Genomic DNA, 14,940 nt, shown 5'->3' with positions numbered 1-14,940 from the left:
GGCGAATGATCTCGGCCGCATTGGCGGTGGTCACTCAGGCCTTCGCTTCGCGGGGAGCGGCCCGAGGGGCGGGGGTCGGCCAGGGGAGGGCGACCCAGACCGTCTTGCCGCCGACGTCGGACGGTTCGACGGTGATCTTCCCGCCGGATTCCGCGACGAGGGTGCGGATGATGACCAGGCCGCGGCCGTTGTCCTGCTGGACGGCGGCCGGGAGCCGGCGCGGCATACGGGGATGGCTGTCCGTGACGCCGATGTGCAGGGATTCGTGCCGGTCCAGGTGGAGGACGACGGTGAAGGCCGGGGACCGGCCGAGGGTGTGGACCACGGCGTTCGTGGTCAGCTCGGAGACGATGAGCAGTACGGCGTCCAGGAGACCGGCGCGCTCCGCGCCACCCGCTTCGTCCCACTCGTTGAGGACTTCAGTAACGTATCTGCGCGCCGTTGGTACGGACTCCGGCGCGCTCGGCAGGGTCAGTGATGCTTCCTGGTGATCTGCCATCGCCGCGCCCGTCCCTTTCCCACCCGTGGCCGTCTTACCGCTGGGCAGCGGCATGATCAGGTCCGAAAATCGGCCCCGCGTCGCTGCTTTGCGCCAGACTGCCACTCATGCTGCCCCTGTCGTGAGCCATCCACCAAGATATGCATATATCTGTCGCTCGAAGCGGTGAACTCTGCTACGCGAGACCGTATTTGGGCGGCACACTGACGCATCGGTGTCAGTTATGACGAGTCGCGGTTATCCGTGAGGAGGGTTCATGCACCACGGTCCCGCAGTGCGCCGTCGCAAGCTCGGTGCTGAGTTGAGGCGCCGTCGGAATCTGGCCGGGCTCACCAGTGGCGAGGCCGCCCGTCTTGTGGGGTGGCATCAGTCGAAGGTGAGCCGGATAGAGACCGGCCGGAGCGGAGTGCGTCCGGCCGACGTGGAACGGCTGCTGGACGCGTACGACGTGCGCGACGAGGAGTCCCGTACGTTGCTGGCCGCGCTGTGCGGCCAGGACGCGGGCGTCGGGGGCGGAGGGGACGCGGGACGGGGCTGGTGGCACACCTACCGCGATCTGCTGCCGCCGGCGTACCGCGACTTCATCAGCCTGGAGGCCGGCGCCTCGCATGCGCGGACGCTGGAGACGACGGTGGTACCGGGTCTGCTGCAGACCGCGGACTACGCGCGTGCGGTCACCCGGGCTGCGCTGGCCGACCTGCCGCAGAGCAGGATCGATGCGCTGGTCGATGTCCGCATGGAGCGTCAGAACGTGCTGCACGGGGATGCTCCACTGAACATTTCAGCCGTGTTGGACGAGGCCGTCCTACGCCGTCCGGCGGGTGGTCCGGAGGTGATGAAGGCCCAATTGCGGCATCTGCTGGAGGTCATGGAACTGCCGCACGTGCGGCTGCAGGTGATGACGTTTGCGGCCGGTGTCCACATCGGCATCACCGGCCCTTTCGTTATCTTCTCCTTTCCGCTCATTGCTGACTTGGATGTGGTGGTTCTCGACCATTTGACGAGTAGCCTCTACCTCGAACGCAAAGAGGACCTCAGGGCGTACAGCGATGCATTCGACACGCTGCGGGGGCACGCCCTCTCATGCGAGGAATCATCGGCTTTGATTGCCCAGATCGCAGACGGCTGAGTGGCCTGGTCTGGGCGCGTTGAGGAGGCTCCATCATGACGGCATCGCCGCGGTACGTACCCGCCAGCACCGCCCTTACGGGCGTGTGCTGGGTGCGCAGCACGCGCAGTACGGGAATGAACAACTGCGTCGAGACCGCCCGGGTCAACGGTGAAACTCTCGCCGTGCGCGACTCGAAGGACATTTCGGGGCCCGCGTTGCTCTTCGCGGCCCCCGTGTGGCGGGCTTTTGTCGACGCCCTGCACACCGGTGAGCCCACAAAGGCGGGTTGATCCGGACACCTTCGGAAAACCGGTTCAAGAATAAAATTCGGCGACCGGTTCCGGGAAAATAGTTCAAGCGGTCGGCGCGGTCGAAAGAATCGCGCCGACCGCTTCGTCCATCTGCTGCTCGGTCAGATCCCCGCGGGCGGTCAGCCGCAGCCGCGAAATGCCGTCGGGAACGGACGGCGGGCGGAAACACCCCACGGCCAGACCCGCGGCGCGGCAGTCCGCCGCCCACCGCACGGCCTGTTCGGGCGAGGGCGCGCGTACGGACACGACGGCGGCGTCCGGGAGGGCCGCGGCGAGCCCCGCGGCCGTCAGCCGCCGGTGCAGCGTACGGGCCACGGCCCGGGCCCGGCCCGCGCGCTCGGGCTCCCGACGCAGCAGTTGGAGCGCGGCGAGCGCGCCCCCGGCGGCCGCCGGCGCCAGCCCCGTGTCGAAGATGAACGTACGGGCCGTGTTGACCAGGTGCTCGATGACCTTCGCCGGGCCGAGCACGGCACCGCCCTGACTGCCCAGGGACTTGGAGAGCGTCATGGTGGCGACCACGTCCCGGTCCCCCGCCAGGCCCGCGTCCCACAACGCACCGCGCCCGCCCGCCCCCAGGACGCCCAGCCCGTGCGCGTCGTCCACCAGCAGCGCGGCACCGTGCGCGCGGCAGGCGGTGGCGTACGCGGCCAGCGGCGCGGCGTCCCCGTCCACGGAGAAGACGGAGTCCGAGACGACCACGGCGCGGCCCTCGTGGTCCGGTTCGGCCCGCGCGGCATCGAGGGTCTTGCGTACCGCCTCGGGGTCGCTGTGCGGGACCACGGCCGTACGGGCGCGGGAGAGCCGGCAGCCGTCGATGAGCGAGGCGTGGTTCCCGGCGTCGGAGACGACGAGCGAGCCGCGCCCGGTGAGCGCGGTGACGGCCGCGAGGTTGGCCGCGTACCCCGAAGACAGCACGAGAGCGGCTTCGAAACCACAGTATTCGGCCAGTTCCGCTTCGAGCCCGGCGTGCAGTTCCGTGGTACCGGTGACCAGCCGGGAGCCGGTCGCGCCGGCGCCCCAGCAGTGCGCGGCGGCCGCGGCGGCGCGGGTGACCTCGGGATGCCGGGCGAGCCCGAGGTAGTCGTTGCTCGCCAGGTCCAGCAGGGGGGAATCGGCCGGGCGGGGGGTCAGGGTCCGTACGAGCCCCGCCCTGCGGCGCTTCTCGCGCGCCTCGTCGATCCACTCGAAGGGGTCGTCACCGGACGGAACGGCGGCGGGCTCGGCAGACATCGGCATCCTCGGGTTTGTCGGCTGTCGATAGACGTTAGCGGTCGTTACGCCTGTCTACGGTGTGGCAATACACACACCCCCAACCTGCGGCGTTGTCGGAATCCTCCTTGGCCGCGGCCGGTGCCGTAGGCCAGGATCTTCGCCATGGACCTGCTGAACGCTCTGGTGGAGAAGGGCCTGCGACGCGAGTCGCCGACCCGCGAAGAGGCACTCGCCGTACTGGCGACATCCGATGACGAGCTGCTCGACGTCGTGGCGGCGGCGGGCAAGGTCCGCCGCCAGTGGTTCGGGCGGCGGGTGAAGCTGAACTATCTGGTCAACCTGAAGTCGGGCCTGTGCCCCGAGGACTGCTCGTACTGCTCCCAGCGGCTGGGCTCCAAGGCCGAGATCCTCAAGTACACCTGGCTCAAGCCCGACGAGGCCTCCAAGGCGGCCGCCGCCGGCGTCGCGGGCGGCGCCAAGCGCGTCTGCCTCGTCGCGAGCGGCCGCGGGCCGACGGACAAGGACGTGGACCGGGTCTCGCAGACGATCTCGGCCATCAAGGAGCAGAACGAGGGCGTGGAGGTCTGCGCCTGCCTGGGTCTGCTCTCCGACGGCCAGGCGTCGCGGCTGCGGGAAGCGGGCGCCGACGCGTACAACCACAACCTCAACACGTCCGAGGCGCAGTACGGACAGATCACGACGACTCATACGTACGCGGACCGGGTCTCGACCGTGCAGCAGGCCCAGGCGGCGGGCATGTCGGCGTGTTCCGGCCTGATCGCGGGCATGGGCGAGACCGACGAGGACCTCGTCGACGTGGTCTTCTCGCTGCGCGACCTGGACCCGGACTCGGTGCCGGTCAACTTCCTGATCCCCTTCGAGGGCACCCCGCTGGCCAAGGAGTGGCACCTCACCCCCCAGCGCGCCCTGCGCATCCTGGCCATGGTCCGCTTCGTCTGCCCGGACGTCGAGGTACGCCTCGCCGGCGGGCGCGAGGTGCATCTGCGCACCCTCCAGCCGCTCGCGCTGCACCTGGCCAACTCCATCTTCCTGGGCGACTACCTCACCAGTGAGGGCCAGGCCGGCAAGGACGACCTGGCGATGATCGCGGACGCCGGGTTCGAGGTCGAGGGCACGGACACCACCACGCTGCCCGCGCACCGCGCCGACGCGCTCGCCGCGGCCGGCTGCGGCGGGCACGCCGAAGAGGCCGCGGGCGGCGGCTGCGGGGGGCACGCCAAGGAGGCCGCGGGCGGTGGCTGCGGGCCGTGCGGTGACGGCGGTGCCGAGCCGGAACCGGTGACCGCCGCCGAACCCGAGCCGGTGCCCGCCGGTGCGGTGGCGGAGGCGCGGGACGCCGACGGTGTCCGTACGGACCTGGTCGCGGTACGCCGCCGGGGCGCCGGCACCGACCTGCCGCCCAATGCCTGAGCCGGAAACCATGGACACGCACGACCTGCTGGCCCTGGACCGGCAGCACGTATGGCACCCGTACGGCCCGATGCCCGGCACGGACGATCCGCTGGTGATCGAGTCCGCCGCCGGGGTCCGGCTGCGCACCGCCGAACCGGTGCAGGGCCACACCGAGCTGGTCGACGGCATGTCGTCCTGGTGGTCCGCGATCCACGGCTACAACCACCCGGTGCTCAACGAGGCCGCGCGCGGCCAGCTGGACCGGATGAGCCATGTGATGTTCGGCGGGCTCACGCACGAGCCCGCCGTCCGGCTCGCGAAGCGGCTCGCGGACCTCGCGCCGGGCGACCTGGAGCACGTCTTCCTGTGCGACTCCGGGTCCGTCTCGGTCGAGGTCGCCGCCAAGATGTGCCTGCAGTACTGGCGTTCGCTCGGCCGCCCGGCCAAGCAGCGGCTGCTGACCTGGCGCGGCGGCTACCACGGCGACACCTGGCAGCCGATGTCGGTGTGCGACCCGGACGGCGGGATGCACGACCTGTGGTCCGGGGTACTGCCCCGGCAGGTGTTCGCCGACGAGCCGCCCGCCGGCTTCGACGCGCCGCTGGACGAGGCGTACGCCGACCACCTGCGGGAGCTGATCGGCCGCCACGCCGAGGAGCTGGCCGCGGTGATCGTCGAGCCGGTCGTGCAGGGCGCGGGCGGCATGCGCTTCCACTCCCCCGCGTACCTGAAGGTGCTGCGGGAGGCGTGCGACGCGCACGACGTCCTGCTCGTCCTCGACGAAATCGCCACCGGCTTCGGCCGGACCGGCGAACTCTTCGCGGCCGGGCACGCGGGCGTCGTACCGGACGTCATGTGCGTCGGGAAGGCGCTGACCGGCGGCTACCTGACCATGGCGGCGACGCTGTGCACGCCGCGGGTGGCCGACGGGATCTCCCGCGGCGAGGTGCCGGTGCTCGCACACGGGCCGACGTTCATGGCCAACCCGCTGGCCGCCGCGGTCGCGGGCGCCTCCCTGGACGTCCTCCTCCAGCAGGACTGGCGCCAGGAGATCAAGCGGATCGAGGCCGGGCTGCGGGACGGCCTGAAACGGGCCAGGACGATCCCGGGCGTTCGGGACGTACGGGTACTGGGCGCCATCGGCGTCGTCCAGCTCGACCATCCGATCAACATGACGGCCGCGACCCGGGCCGCCGTCGGCGAGGGCGTCTGGCTGCGCCCGTTCCGCGACCTCATCTACACCATGCCGCCGTACATCACCGGCGACGAGGACATCGCCCGTATCTGTGCCGCGGTGTGTGCCGCCGCGCGCGAGGGCTGAGAGGAACACGTTTCACATGTCGGTGCTGTTCATCACGGGCACGGGCACGGAGATCGGCAAGACGGTCACCACCGCCGCCATCGCCGCCGCCGAACTGGCCCGCGGCCGCTCGGTCGCCGTGCTCAAAGCCGCCCAGACCGGCGTCGCTCCGGGCGAACCGGGCGATGCGGCCGAGGTGGCGCGGCTGGCCGGCGACGCGGTGACCACCGCCGAGATCGCCCGGTTCCCCGAGCCGCTGGCACCCGCGACGGCCGCCCGCCGGGCCGGGCTGCCGCCGGTGCGTACGGAGCAGATCGCCGAGGCGGCGGAGAAGCTGGCCACCGAGCACGACGTGGTGCTGGTGGAGGGCGCCGGCGGGCTGCTGGTCCGGTTCGACGAGACCGGCGCGACCCTCGCCGACGCGGCGAAGGCGCTCGGCGCACCGGTGCTGATGGTCGCGCAGGCCGGGCTCGGCACGCTCAACGCCACGGCGCTGACGGCGCTCGCGCTGCGGACGGCGGGCATCGAGACGCCCGGTGTCGTCATCGGCAGCTGGCCCGCCGAGCCGGATCTTGCCTCGCGCTGCAACGTGGAGGATCTGCCGGAGGTGGCGGGGGCGCCGTTGCTCGGCCTTGTGCCGGCCGGGTCCGGAGCCTTGCCGCCGGCCCGTTTCCGGGCCGAGGCGGCACGGTGGCTGGCGCCTCGGCTGGGAGGTACGTGGGGCGGGTGACGGCCGCGCCGGGGTGTTCCGGGGGCTCTGCCCCGGAACACCCCGGGCCCTCAATCGCCGGAGGGCTTGCTTTACGCAAGCCCCTCAGTCCAGCTCCGCGCCCTTCCGCTCCGGGATCAGCAGCATCGCTGCCATGTCCAGGACGTAGATGACGGCGAGCAGGCCGATGGCCTTCTGGAAGCCGTAGGTGTGGGCGACGAGGGCGACCACCAGCGGGGCCAGTCCGCCGATGCCGCGGCCGACGTTGAAGAGGACGTTCTGCGCGGTGGCGCGGGCATGCGTCGGGTACAGCTCGGCGATGAGCGCGCCGTAGCCGCCGGTCATGCCGTTGACGAACGCGCCCATGACCGCGCCGCCGATGAGGAGCGCGGTGGGCGTGGACAGCGTGGCGTACGCGAGGACCGTGACGACCGAGCCGGCCTGGAAGATCCAGAACGTGGGGCGGCGGCCGATGCGGTCGGCGAGGTGCCCGAAGGCGAGGATGCCGCAGGCCATGCCGACGACGGTGCCGGCGGTCCAGGCGCCGGACTTGGTGAGGCTGTAGCCGAACTGCTGGGAGAGGTAGCTCGGCAGCCAGGTCATGATGCCGTAGTAGCCGAAGTTCTGTACCGAGGTCAGGACGAGGACGCCGAGGGTGGCGCGGCGCGCGGTGGGGGTGGCGACCAGGGAGCGCAGCGGCGCGGTGGCCGGGCGCTCGGCGGTCTTCGCCGCGGTGAAGGCGGCGGGCTCGTGCATGGTGCGGCGGAAGAGGAAAGCCGCGACGGCGGGCAGCACACCGAGGGCGAAGAGGGCGCGCCAGCCCCAGGCTTCGATGACGGGCGCGGAGACCAGGGCGGCAGCGAGGACGCCGGTCTGCCAGCCGAGGCCGACGTACGAAGTGCCGCGGGCGCGCTTGCGGCTGGGGAACGCCTCGGCGGCGAGCGCCATGCCGATGCCGAACTCGCCGCCGATGCCCATGCCGGCGACGAAGCGGGCGATGGCCAGCTGGGTGAAGTCCTGGGCGGCCGCGGTGAGCCCGGTGAAGACGGCGAAGAGGATGATCGACCAGGTCAGGACGCGGATGCGGCCGAGGCGGTCGGAGAGCACACCGAAGAGGAGACCGCCGACGACGCAGCCGATCAGGGTGATGGTGGTGAGCGAGCCGGCCTGGGTGGGGTCCAGGTGCAGCCCGGTGGTGATCGCGGAGAGCGCGAAGCTGAGGATGAGGAGGTCGAAGCCCTCCAGGCCGTACCCGACGGCGGAGGCGAGTACCGCCTTGCGGGCGTAGGCGTCGGGTGGGGTGGCGGTCGGTTCCGTGGCCACGTCCGCGGGTGGGTTCGGCATGCGTCCTGGTCCTGCTCTTCCGTCCGTACGGTTCGGTGCTGGGCGTACGTCGGGAGAGGGCAGGCGTGCGACAGGGGGACTCGGCCGCGGGCCCGCGCCGACGCGGCCGAGAGGCCATTCTAGGACGGGGCCCGCGGCGCCGGATCACGCGGTGTCCGCACCCGCGACGGGCAGCCCGCTCGGCGGCGCGTACGGGGGTCGCGCGGGCCGAGGTGCCGGTGGACGCGGTGCCGATGGACGCGGTGCCGGCGGTGCCGGGCACGGCGCGGCGCCCGGAGACGGGGGTGCATCGGTCGTCTCCGGACGCCGGCCGCGTCCGCGGATCGGTCAGCGGGCCTCACCGGCCGTGCCGACGCGTCGTGCGGTGGTGGTACGTACGGTCGTGCACGGCGCCTGCGGCCGCGAGGACCGGGTGCCGCGCTGTACCGCGAGTGCGTCGGCGGCGCGGACGCGCGCTGCCGAACCCCGCTGGAAGACCAGCACCACGGCCGGTCCTCCCCCTGCCCGCACATCCGCTCTAACGGACTGGACTTGCCGCCAACGGCCCTGAATGAGGACCAGGTCGCCCTGCCTCACCTGCAGCGCCCTCACCGCACCATCACAGCCCACACTTCTTTTCCCACCCCATCCGTGTGCGGCAGTCCGTTCGGCGCGCCCCCTCCCGGAGGGCGTCCTTCGGTCCTGCCTGATTCGGTCCGGTTACTGTGGCGGCTCGTTCGCTTTCGCGCATACTCCGATCCAGTCACATTGCCGACCGGGAGATATAAGCGCGTTGCACGGGGGCGGGGGTTTGCTGATGCGGTCCGGGTGGCCAGGTCGGCGGGGTACGGGTGGCACTGGGTGCCACAAGTCGCTTGAGCAGGGCGCACGTTCGCCCCTGCCAGGCAAAAGTGCAATATTGCATCCTCCGATACGGGTGCATGGATGCACTTCCGCGCGGGCGCACACCGCTTCGATGGCAGTGCGTGCCACCCCGATCACGCGCCGCTACGGGCCGGTCACCGCCCCACCGACCTTGTTTGCGGGAAGGGTTCGGCGGAATCGCCCCGAACCGCACTCCGCACCGCACTTGGGCTGATCACGGGCCTGTCCGGACGCAACCGGCCGTCCGGGCGGAAGGCACGGGGTGACGGCCGGATAAGTGCGGTACGTGGCGCACGCCACTGCCTCCGAAAGGCCGTTACCCGTCCGTACCGGCGGTTTCGGGAGCCGGCAACTCCCCAGGCCAGTGACGCAGTTCACGCGGCAGCGCGAGGAAGGCGCGTTCCGCCGGGGACAGCAGGCGGTCCCTGCGGTGCACCAGGCTGACCGGCCGGGGGCGCGGCGCGGGTTCGACGGGCAGTACGGCCAGCCGCCCGGCCCGTACGTCCTCCCGCACCGCGTGTTCGGAGATCAGGGCGAGGCCCGTGCCACCGCCGAGCAACTGCTCCTGCACGGCCTCGCCGTTGCCGACGAAGATGTCGCACTCGATGGCGGGGTGCCGTTCCCGGTACCGGGCCAGCAGCGCGGGCAACAGGTACGTGCCGACGGTGGTGGAGCCGCCGACCGGCAGCCGTCCGGTGGCCAGCCCGCTGACCTGCTGCACGGCGGCGACCGCTTCCTCCGCGAGCAGGAAGACCCGCTTGCCGTACTCGGCGAGCACCTCACCCTCGGCGGTCGGCCGAGCCCGGGCCCCCGTCGGGAGTTCTGACAACGCCCGCTGACCCGGTCGAGCAGAGAAATCCGGGCTCCGCCATCTGATGAATTGATGCAGCCGGGGTGCAAGGATCACGCCATGCCCAAGGACGCCAACTTCACCCTCGTACAGCTCCGCTACTTCCTCGCCGCCGCGGAGCTCGGCAGCATGACCGCAGCGGCCCAGCGGATCAGTGTGTCGCAGTCGGCGATCTCGACCGCGGTGACGCATCTGGAGCGGGAGCTGGGCGTGCAGCTGCTGATCCGGCACCACGCCAAGGGCCTGTCGCTGACCCGGGCCGGCGAGCGTTTCCTGCACGAGCTGCGCGGCTTTCTCACCCACGCCGAGGACCTGACGGAGACGGCCCGCAGCCTGGGGACGGAGCTGGTGGGCGAGTTGGCGGTGGGCTGTTTCCAGACGCTGGCGCCGTTCTGTCTGCCGCGGCTGCTGCGGGAGTTCGGGGATGCGCACCCCGCGGTGCGGGTGCAGGTCACCGAGGGCGACATCCGGGCGGTGCAGCAAGACCTGCGCGGCGGCAGATGCGAGCTGGCGCTCCTGTACGACCTGGGCCTGGACCCGGACATCGAGCGGGAGGTACTGGCGGTGGCGCCGCCGTACGCGCTGGTGCCGCCGGACCATCCGCTGGCGGGCGCGGGTGCGGTGCGGCTGTCGGAGCTGGCGGCCGAGCCGATGATCCTGCTCGATCTGCCGCTGAGCCGGGACTACTTCCGCTCGCTGTTCCTGAAGACGGGCAGGGAGCCGAAGGTGCGGCACCGCAGTACGAGTTACGAAACGGTGCGTGCGATGGTGGCAGCCGGGCACGGCTTCGCGCTGCTCAACCAGCGTCCGGTGCACGACATGACGTACGACGGCGGGCGGGCTGTCGCGCTGCGGCTGACCGATCCGCTGCCGGCGCTGCCGGTGGTCCTCGCGCAGCTGTCGGGGGTGCGGCCGACCGCCCGCGCCCAGGCGTTCGCGGCGGTGTGCCGGACGGTGCTGGGCGCCTGAACCTCCCCTTCCGGGGCTCCTGATGGGGCAGCTGACCAGCCCGGCGGATCGGCGGAGACCGAGCTCATCGCGCTGACCGTCTGCGCGAAGCGGCCCGCGGGGCCGTCGGTGGCGACCACCGTGACGCCGGTGGCGGCGTTGCCCATGGCCGCGACGAAGTCCGCGCGGCGGGCCCGCGGATCCACCGCGTCGTCCAGAGTGAGGGTCATCATCAGCCTCCCGAGGCGTGCGGGGTCTGCTGATCCATGACTATGGGTCGCTGCTGGTGTGCGTCAACCGGCGCAGCCCGCTCGCGGACGCCGCGGTGCGCAACGGTGTCTTCACGGCCAATGTCCTGACGGTGCGTCAGGCGCACGTCTCGGACGTGTTCGCCGGCCGCCCGTCCGGTGGCGACACCCCGTACCGCCCTACGACTTCGGCTGCGCGGACTGGTTCCCGCTGCACACCGGAGCGCCCGCGCTGGCCGGCGCCGCCGCGGTCTTCGACTGCCGGCTGGCCACCGGCCACGAGCACGGCACGCACCGCATCGACGCTGCTGCTGTCGTACCTCGCGATGGTGCCGGCCCTGATCCGGCTGCGGCTGCGGCACGCGGAGGTGCCCCGCCCGTACGAGGTGCCGTTCGGCACGCGCGGCTTCGTGGTGTGCGCGTCGCTCGTGTACGCGTGGATCGTGCTGGGCTGCTGGGTGGCGCTGTTCCCCGGCACCCTGAAGCACCTCGTCGGCCTGCGGTACGACTTCGCCGACACCTGGGACGTCTCCCGGGCCACCTTCGAGACCTTCACCCTGGGCACGGTCGCCCTCCTGCTGGCCGTCGGTGCTCTCGGGCTGCGGGGCCGCCGGCGCACGGGCTAACAGGCGTCGTTGCGCCACAGTTTGTTCGGGTCGTCGCCCACGGTGTCGAGAATGAGCTGCGCGTCGCGCTGCCCCAGCCGGATCGCCTCGTCGATGAACTCCGGTTGGAAAAGGAGGTAGCTGAGCAGTTCGCCGCGGCTGTGCCCCGGTCCCAGCAGGAAGGACAGCACGGCCAGGTCGAGGTCGGACAGCCGGCGGATACCGCGGAAGTACGTGTCGAGGACGTAGGCAGCGCGCTCGCCGAGCCGGTCGCCCTGTCCGGGCGGCGGGCCGCCGAAGAGGTACTCGATGACCTCGTACGGCCGCCCGCCGGGGCTGCGGCCCCGGCCTCCGGACCTCAGCAGCTCGTCGACCTTGCCGAGCGTCCGGGTGTCCTCGATCATCCGGTCGGCCAGCACGCCGTTCAGGACCTGCGCGACCACGTCCGCCACCGCGGGCGCGGGCCCGCCCGGGCCGTGGGCGCGGGGCAGGTACCGCAGCGGGGTGGTGGCGACGATCACGACGCGGCGGGCACCGAGCGAAATCACCGGCTTGATGGGCGCGTTGAGCCGTACGCCGCCGTCCATGTACCAGCCGTCGGCCTCCGCGAGGTACACGGGCGGGAACGCCACCGGGATGGCGGCGGACGCCAGGACGTGCTCCTCGGTGAGCACCGTACGGGAGTAGTCCACCGCCCGGTCGACGTCGCTCTCGGGCAGGTCGGCGGCGCGTGGTCCTTCCACGAAGATCTCCGTGCGGCCACTGGAGCAGGACGTGGTGGCCACCGCGACGGCTTGCACCGTGCCGCTCAGCATGTTGGCGTGCAGCTGGCGCCAGTCCAGCTTCGTGCGCAAGGTCTCCCGCAGCGGGCGGGTGTCGAGGAGGCCGGACACCGGTGGCCGGCCCGGGTCGAACAGCGCGGCGAGGTACTGCCGCAGCAGCGCCGGCACGGCGGGCAGGAAGGGCGCGAGTACCTGGTCCTTCGTCAGCCGCCGCCAGGCCCGCAGCGCTTCGTCGGCGGCCTGCTGCGCGGGCAGGTGGGCCAGTGAGGCGAAGAGCACCGCGTTGAGCGCTCCGGCGCTGGTGCCGACGAACGCCTCGGGCCGCTGCCGGAACTCCGCGAGCGTGGGCAGCAGCGTCGCCAGCATGCCGGCCTCGTACGCGCCCCGGGCGCCGCCGCCCGCCAGGACGACGCCCACCGTGGCGTCGTCCGGCGGGTCTCCCGGCTCCTGGTCGGTCATCACCACTCCCCCTCGTGCGGACGGCCGGCAGGTCGATCGCACACCGGCGCGGGGCGCCGCGCAACGGGGATACCGGCCATGCGTCCCGGGCTATGGGCGGTACAGGAATTCCGGTGGTTCTGCCCCGGGGCGCGGCGGTGTTCCCTGGTGGGCAGGGCGGCACGACCGGCCGCCGACGTCGTCCTCAGAGGTGGAACCGCACATGAAGGAAGCTGGTGCCGAGCGGCAGAGCGGGCCGCGGACCGAGCGGCTGACCGTCAACGGCCGCGGCTACGCCCGGCCCGCCCGGCCCGTGGTCGTGGTGTGCATCGACGGCAGCGAGGCCGCCTGTCACGAGCGGGCCATCGCCGACGGCCGGATGCCGTTCCTGGAGCGGATGCTGCGGGACGGCAGCGAGCTGCGCGCGGACTGCACGATGCCGTCCTTCACCAACCCCAACAACCTCTCGATCGCGACCGGGGTGCCGCCGGCGGTGCACGGCATCTGCGGAGGTGTTCGCGACCAGCGGGCCGGTCCGCTGCAAGCTGCAGATGCTGCGCACGGGCGTGCAGCCGGGCGGCCGGCAGCTGGGGCCGATGCTGTGCGGCGGGCTGACGCTGTTGCACTACGCGGCGTTCGATGACCTGGCGACGCGCGCGGCGCTGGACACCCGGATGCGGGCCGAGCTGCCCTTCCATCGCGACAACGGCATCCACGTCCTGCTGTCGCAGACGGCGGACGGGCGGCTGACGATCGGCGACAGCCATGCGTACGCGACGACGCACGACCCGTTCGAGAGCTTCGAGAGCGAGGAGATCAACGCGGCGATCAGGGACTACCTGGCCGGCTTCGCGCGGCTCCCGGACACCACCGTCACCGAGCGCTGGTCGGGCTTCCACCCCTCGCTGCGGGACGGCCGTACGGAGCCGGTGGTCGATCCGGAGCCCGGTGTGACGGTGGTCAACGGGGTCGGCGGGGCGGACATGACGCTGTCCTTCGGGCTGGCGGAGGAGGTCGTGGCGGGGCGCTGAGCGGTTCGGAGGGGGTGACGCTCGGCGCGTCCCCTCTTGTGAGGCAGCTCACCTCTTTGCGGTGGAATGCCTGACCCGCCCCGTTTGCTGACATCTGTGCGGCTGCTGGTGGGACAGTGTCCCCGGGCCTCACCCATCGCCCGTGGGGAAGATCGTTCGGCTGAAGCCCCACGGAGCCTTTCGCCGAGAGGCGACCGCCACCAGCAGCCCCCTTCGACGGCCCCGACCGGCCTCCCCCGACCGGTCGGGGCTCTTCTCGTGATGGGATCGGTCACCATGGACCCGACGCACCCGACGAGCACTCCCCCGGCACTCGATCTGCCGGCCAGGACGATGGACAACCTCGCCGAACACGCGTGCCACCTGCACCGGCGGCTGCCCGGCGCGACCGTCACCGAGACCGAGGACCTGCTGATCGCCGACAGCGGCCTGCCCGACGACACCTTCAACATCGTCGCCGCCGCCCGCTTCCGGCCCGGCACGGCGCCGGCGCGGATCGCCGCGACGGTACGGACGCTGGCCGCCACCGGCCGCCCGTTCTCCTGGTGGGTGGGTCCGGACTCGGCGCCGGAGGACCTGGGCACACAGCTGTCGGCCGCCGGGCTGCCGGCGGCCGAGCACGAGACGGCCATGTGGGCCGAGCTGCGCGACGAGCCACCGCGGCCGCACGCGGACGGCCTGGACATCCGTACGGTGACCACGCCCGCGGAACTCGCCGACTTCGCCGCGGTCCTCGCCGCGAACTGGGACCCGCCCGCCGCCACCGTCCGCCGCTTCTTCGACCGGGCGGCCCCGCAGGCGCTGGCCGCCGACTGCCCGGCCCGCTACCTCGTCGGGTACGCGGCGGGCCGCCCGGTCTGCGCGGCCGAGGTGTTCCACCACGCGGGAGTGGCCGGGATCTACAACATCGCCACCCTGGCCACCCACCGCCGCCGCGGATACGGCGGCGCGATCACCCTCGCGGCCCTCCACGCGGCCCGCGCCCGGGGCCACCGCACCGCGGTCCTGCAGGCGTCGGCGGAGGGCGAGCCGGTCTACCGGCGGCTGGGCTTCCGCCCCTGCGGCCGGTTCACCGAGTACGCCCTCGCCCCGTGACCTCGCGCCGCCGACGCGGCACGCCTCGCGTCCCTTCGCTGGTCTCGGCGGACGCTGCGCGATCCGGTGCGGCCGGCAGCTGTGGCCAGCTGTCCCGATGAACGGGGCGACACCATCCGGGAATTGTGAATGGTGCCGATGGCGCTGTCCTATCTGGCACTGTGACGGCGGGCACGCGCG

General features: G+C 72.2%; 15 protein-coding genes. 10 read left to right on the top strand and 5 right to left on the bottom strand.

The window, feature by feature from the left end:
* Positions 1–34 precede the first annotated feature (34 nt).
* Positions 35–499 (bottom strand): ATP-binding protein, encoded by a 465-nt coding sequence (locus IF20_RS14075; protein WP_052865465.1) that lies wholly within the window; start codon positions 497–499, stop codon positions 35–37.
* A gap of 256 nt (positions 500–755) precedes the next feature.
* On the opposite strand from IF20_RS14075, the gene IF20_RS14070 reads away from it, so the two are divergent.
* Both IF20_RS14070 and IF20_RS14065 read left to right on the top strand, forming a co-directional pair.
* A complete protein-coding gene (locus tag IF20_RS14070; protein ID WP_052865464.1) occupies positions 756–1,628 on the top strand; it encodes a helix-turn-helix domain-containing protein in 873 nt (290 codons plus the stop codon).
* Positions 1,629–1,663: 35 nt separating this feature from the next.
* Positions 1,664–1,900 carry a DUF397 domain-containing protein gene (locus IF20_RS14065; protein WP_052865463.1) on the top strand — a complete coding sequence of 79 codons (237 nt, stop codon included), beginning with the start codon at positions 1,664–1,666 and terminating at the stop codon, positions 1,898–1,900.
* Between the two features lie 63 nt (positions 1,901–1,963).
* Here the strand turns inward: IF20_RS14065 and IF20_RS14060 are convergent, their stop codons facing one another.
* Positions 1,964–3,151 (bottom strand): 8-amino-7-oxononanoate synthase, encoded by a 1,188-nt coding sequence (locus tag IF20_RS14060; protein ID WP_052865462.1) that lies wholly within the window; start codon positions 3,149–3,151, stop codon positions 1,964–1,966.
* 144 nt (positions 3,152–3,295) lie between these two features.
* Here IF20_RS14060 and bioB point away from each other — a divergent pair, with 144 nt between their 5' ends.
* The 3 genes from bioB to bioD are packed head-to-tail and all read left to right on the top strand — an operon-like array spanning position 3,296 to position 6,576.
* Positions 3,296–4,564: a biotin synthase BioB gene (gene bioB, locus IF20_RS14055; protein ID WP_052865461.1), complete on the top strand. Its 1,269-nt coding sequence runs from the start codon at positions 3,296–3,298 to the stop codon at positions 4,562–4,564.
* Positions 4,557–5,867 (top strand): adenosylmethionine--8-amino-7-oxononanoate transaminase, encoded by a 1,311-nt coding sequence (locus tag IF20_RS14050; protein WP_052865460.1) that lies wholly within the window; start codon positions 4,557–4,559, stop codon positions 5,865–5,867. Before bioB ends, IF20_RS14050 begins: the two co-directional genes overlap by 8 nt.
* Before the next feature lie 16 nt (positions 5,868–5,883).
* Positions 5,884–6,576 carry a dethiobiotin synthase gene (gene bioD, locus IF20_RS14045; RefSeq protein WP_052865459.1) on the top strand — a complete coding sequence of 231 codons (693 nt, stop codon included), beginning with the start codon at positions 5,884–5,886 and terminating at the stop codon, positions 6,574–6,576.
* 84 nt (positions 6,577–6,660) lie between these two features.
* On the opposite strand, the gene IF20_RS14040 is transcribed toward bioD, so the two are convergent.
* Positions 6,661–7,899, bottom strand: coding sequence for an MFS transporter (locus tag IF20_RS14040; protein WP_052865458.1), 1,239 nt, complete (start codon positions 7,897–7,899; stop codon positions 6,661–6,663).
* Between the two features lie 1,180 nt (positions 7,900–9,079).
* Positions 9,080–9,541 carry a LysR substrate-binding domain-containing protein gene (locus tag IF20_RS14035; protein ID WP_052865457.1) on the bottom strand — a complete coding sequence of 154 codons (462 nt, stop codon included), beginning with the start codon at positions 9,539–9,541 and terminating at the stop codon, positions 9,080–9,082.
* A 132-nt stretch (positions 9,542–9,673) separates the two neighbouring features.
* Here IF20_RS14035 and IF20_RS14030 point away from each other — a divergent pair, with 132 nt between their 5' ends.
* Positions 9,674–10,582, top strand: a complete 909-nt coding sequence (locus tag IF20_RS14030) for a LysR family transcriptional regulator (protein ID WP_052865456.1) — start codon at positions 9,674–9,676, stop codon at positions 10,580–10,582.
* 226 nt (positions 10,583–10,808) lie between these two features.
* Positions 10,809–11,435 (top strand): flavin reductase family protein, encoded by a 627-nt coding sequence (locus tag IF20_RS39165; protein ID WP_052865455.1) that lies wholly within the window; start codon positions 10,809–10,811, stop codon positions 11,433–11,435.
* On the opposite strand, the gene IF20_RS14020 is transcribed toward IF20_RS39165, so the two are convergent.
* Positions 11,432–12,655, bottom strand: a complete 1,224-nt coding sequence (locus IF20_RS14020) for a patatin-like phospholipase family protein (protein ID WP_199896594.1) — start codon at positions 12,653–12,655, stop codon at positions 11,432–11,434. The genes IF20_RS39165 and IF20_RS14020 overlap by 4 nt on opposite strands.
* Before the next feature lie 202 nt (positions 12,656–12,857).
* Here IF20_RS14020 and IF20_RS37715 point away from each other — a divergent pair, with 202 nt between their 5' ends.
* The 3 genes from IF20_RS37715 (at position 12,858) to IF20_RS14010 (ending at position 14,760) form a co-directional block, all read left to right on the top strand.
* A complete protein-coding gene (locus IF20_RS37715) occupies positions 12,858–13,277 on the top strand; it encodes an alkaline phosphatase family protein (RefSeq protein WP_234426648.1) in 420 nt (139 codons plus the stop codon).
* Positions 13,255–13,665, top strand: coding sequence for an FAD-dependent oxidoreductase (locus IF20_RS14015; protein ID WP_234426647.1), 411 nt, complete (start codon positions 13,255–13,257; stop codon positions 13,663–13,665). The genes IF20_RS37715 and IF20_RS14015 overlap by 23 nt, the downstream gene beginning before the upstream one ends.
* Before the next feature lie 333 nt (positions 13,666–13,998).
* Positions 13,999–14,760 (top strand): GNAT family N-acetyltransferase, encoded by a 762-nt coding sequence (locus tag IF20_RS14010; RefSeq protein WP_052865453.1) that lies wholly within the window; start codon positions 13,999–14,001, stop codon positions 14,758–14,760.
* Positions 14,761–14,940 lie beyond the last annotated feature (180 nt).

Source organism: Streptomyces niger (genome assembly GCF_000718305.1).
Taxonomy (GTDB): Bacteria; Actinomycetota; Actinomycetes; order Streptomycetales; family Streptomycetaceae; genus Streptomyces; species Streptomyces niger.
The sequence above is the reverse complement of the archived record's forward strand: the minus strand, read 5'-3'. Positions and strand labels throughout refer to the sequence as shown.

Bases quoted from the DNA above. Each gene is read 5' to 3' on its own strand.
- bioD (WP_052865459.1), top strand. From the start codon at position 5,884: ATGTCGGTGCTGTTCATCACGGGCACGGGCACGGAGATCGGCAAGACG.
- IF20_RS14070 (WP_052865464.1), top strand. From the start codon at position 756: ATGCACCACGGTCCCGCAGTGCGCCGTCGCAAGCTCGGTGCTGAGTTG.
- IF20_RS14065 (WP_052865463.1), top strand. From the start codon at position 1,664: ATGACGGCATCGCCGCGGTACGTACCCGCCAGCACCGCCCTTACGGGC.
- IF20_RS14010 (WP_052865453.1), top strand. From the start codon at position 13,999: ATGGACAACCTCGCCGAACACGCGTGCCACCTGCACCGGCGGCTGCCC.
- IF20_RS37715 (WP_234426648.1), top strand. From the start codon at position 12,858: ATGAAGGAAGCTGGTGCCGAGCGGCAGAGCGGGCCGCGGACCGAGCGG.
- bioB (WP_052865461.1), top strand. From the start codon at position 3,296: ATGGACCTGCTGAACGCTCTGGTGGAGAAGGGCCTGCGACGCGAGTCG.
- IF20_RS14030 (WP_052865456.1), top strand. From the start codon at position 9,674: ATGCCCAAGGACGCCAACTTCACCCTCGTACAGCTCCGCTACTTCCTC.
- IF20_RS14020 (WP_199896594.1), bottom strand. From the start codon at position 12,655: ATGACCGACCAGGAGCCGGGAGACCCGCCGGACGACGCCACGGTGGGC.
- IF20_RS14060 (WP_052865462.1), bottom strand. From the start codon at position 3,151: ATGTCTGCCGAGCCCGCCGCCGTTCCGTCCGGTGACGACCCCTTCGAG.
- IF20_RS14040 (WP_052865458.1), bottom strand. From the start codon at position 7,899: ATGCCGAACCCACCCGCGGACGTGGCCACGGAACCGACCGCCACCCCA.
- IF20_RS14050 (WP_052865460.1), top strand. From the start codon at position 4,557: ATGCCTGAGCCGGAAACCATGGACACGCACGACCTGCTGGCCCTGGAC.
- IF20_RS14075 (WP_052865465.1), bottom strand. From the start codon at position 499: ATGGCAGATCACCAGGAAGCATCACTGACCCTGCCGAGCGCGCCGGAG.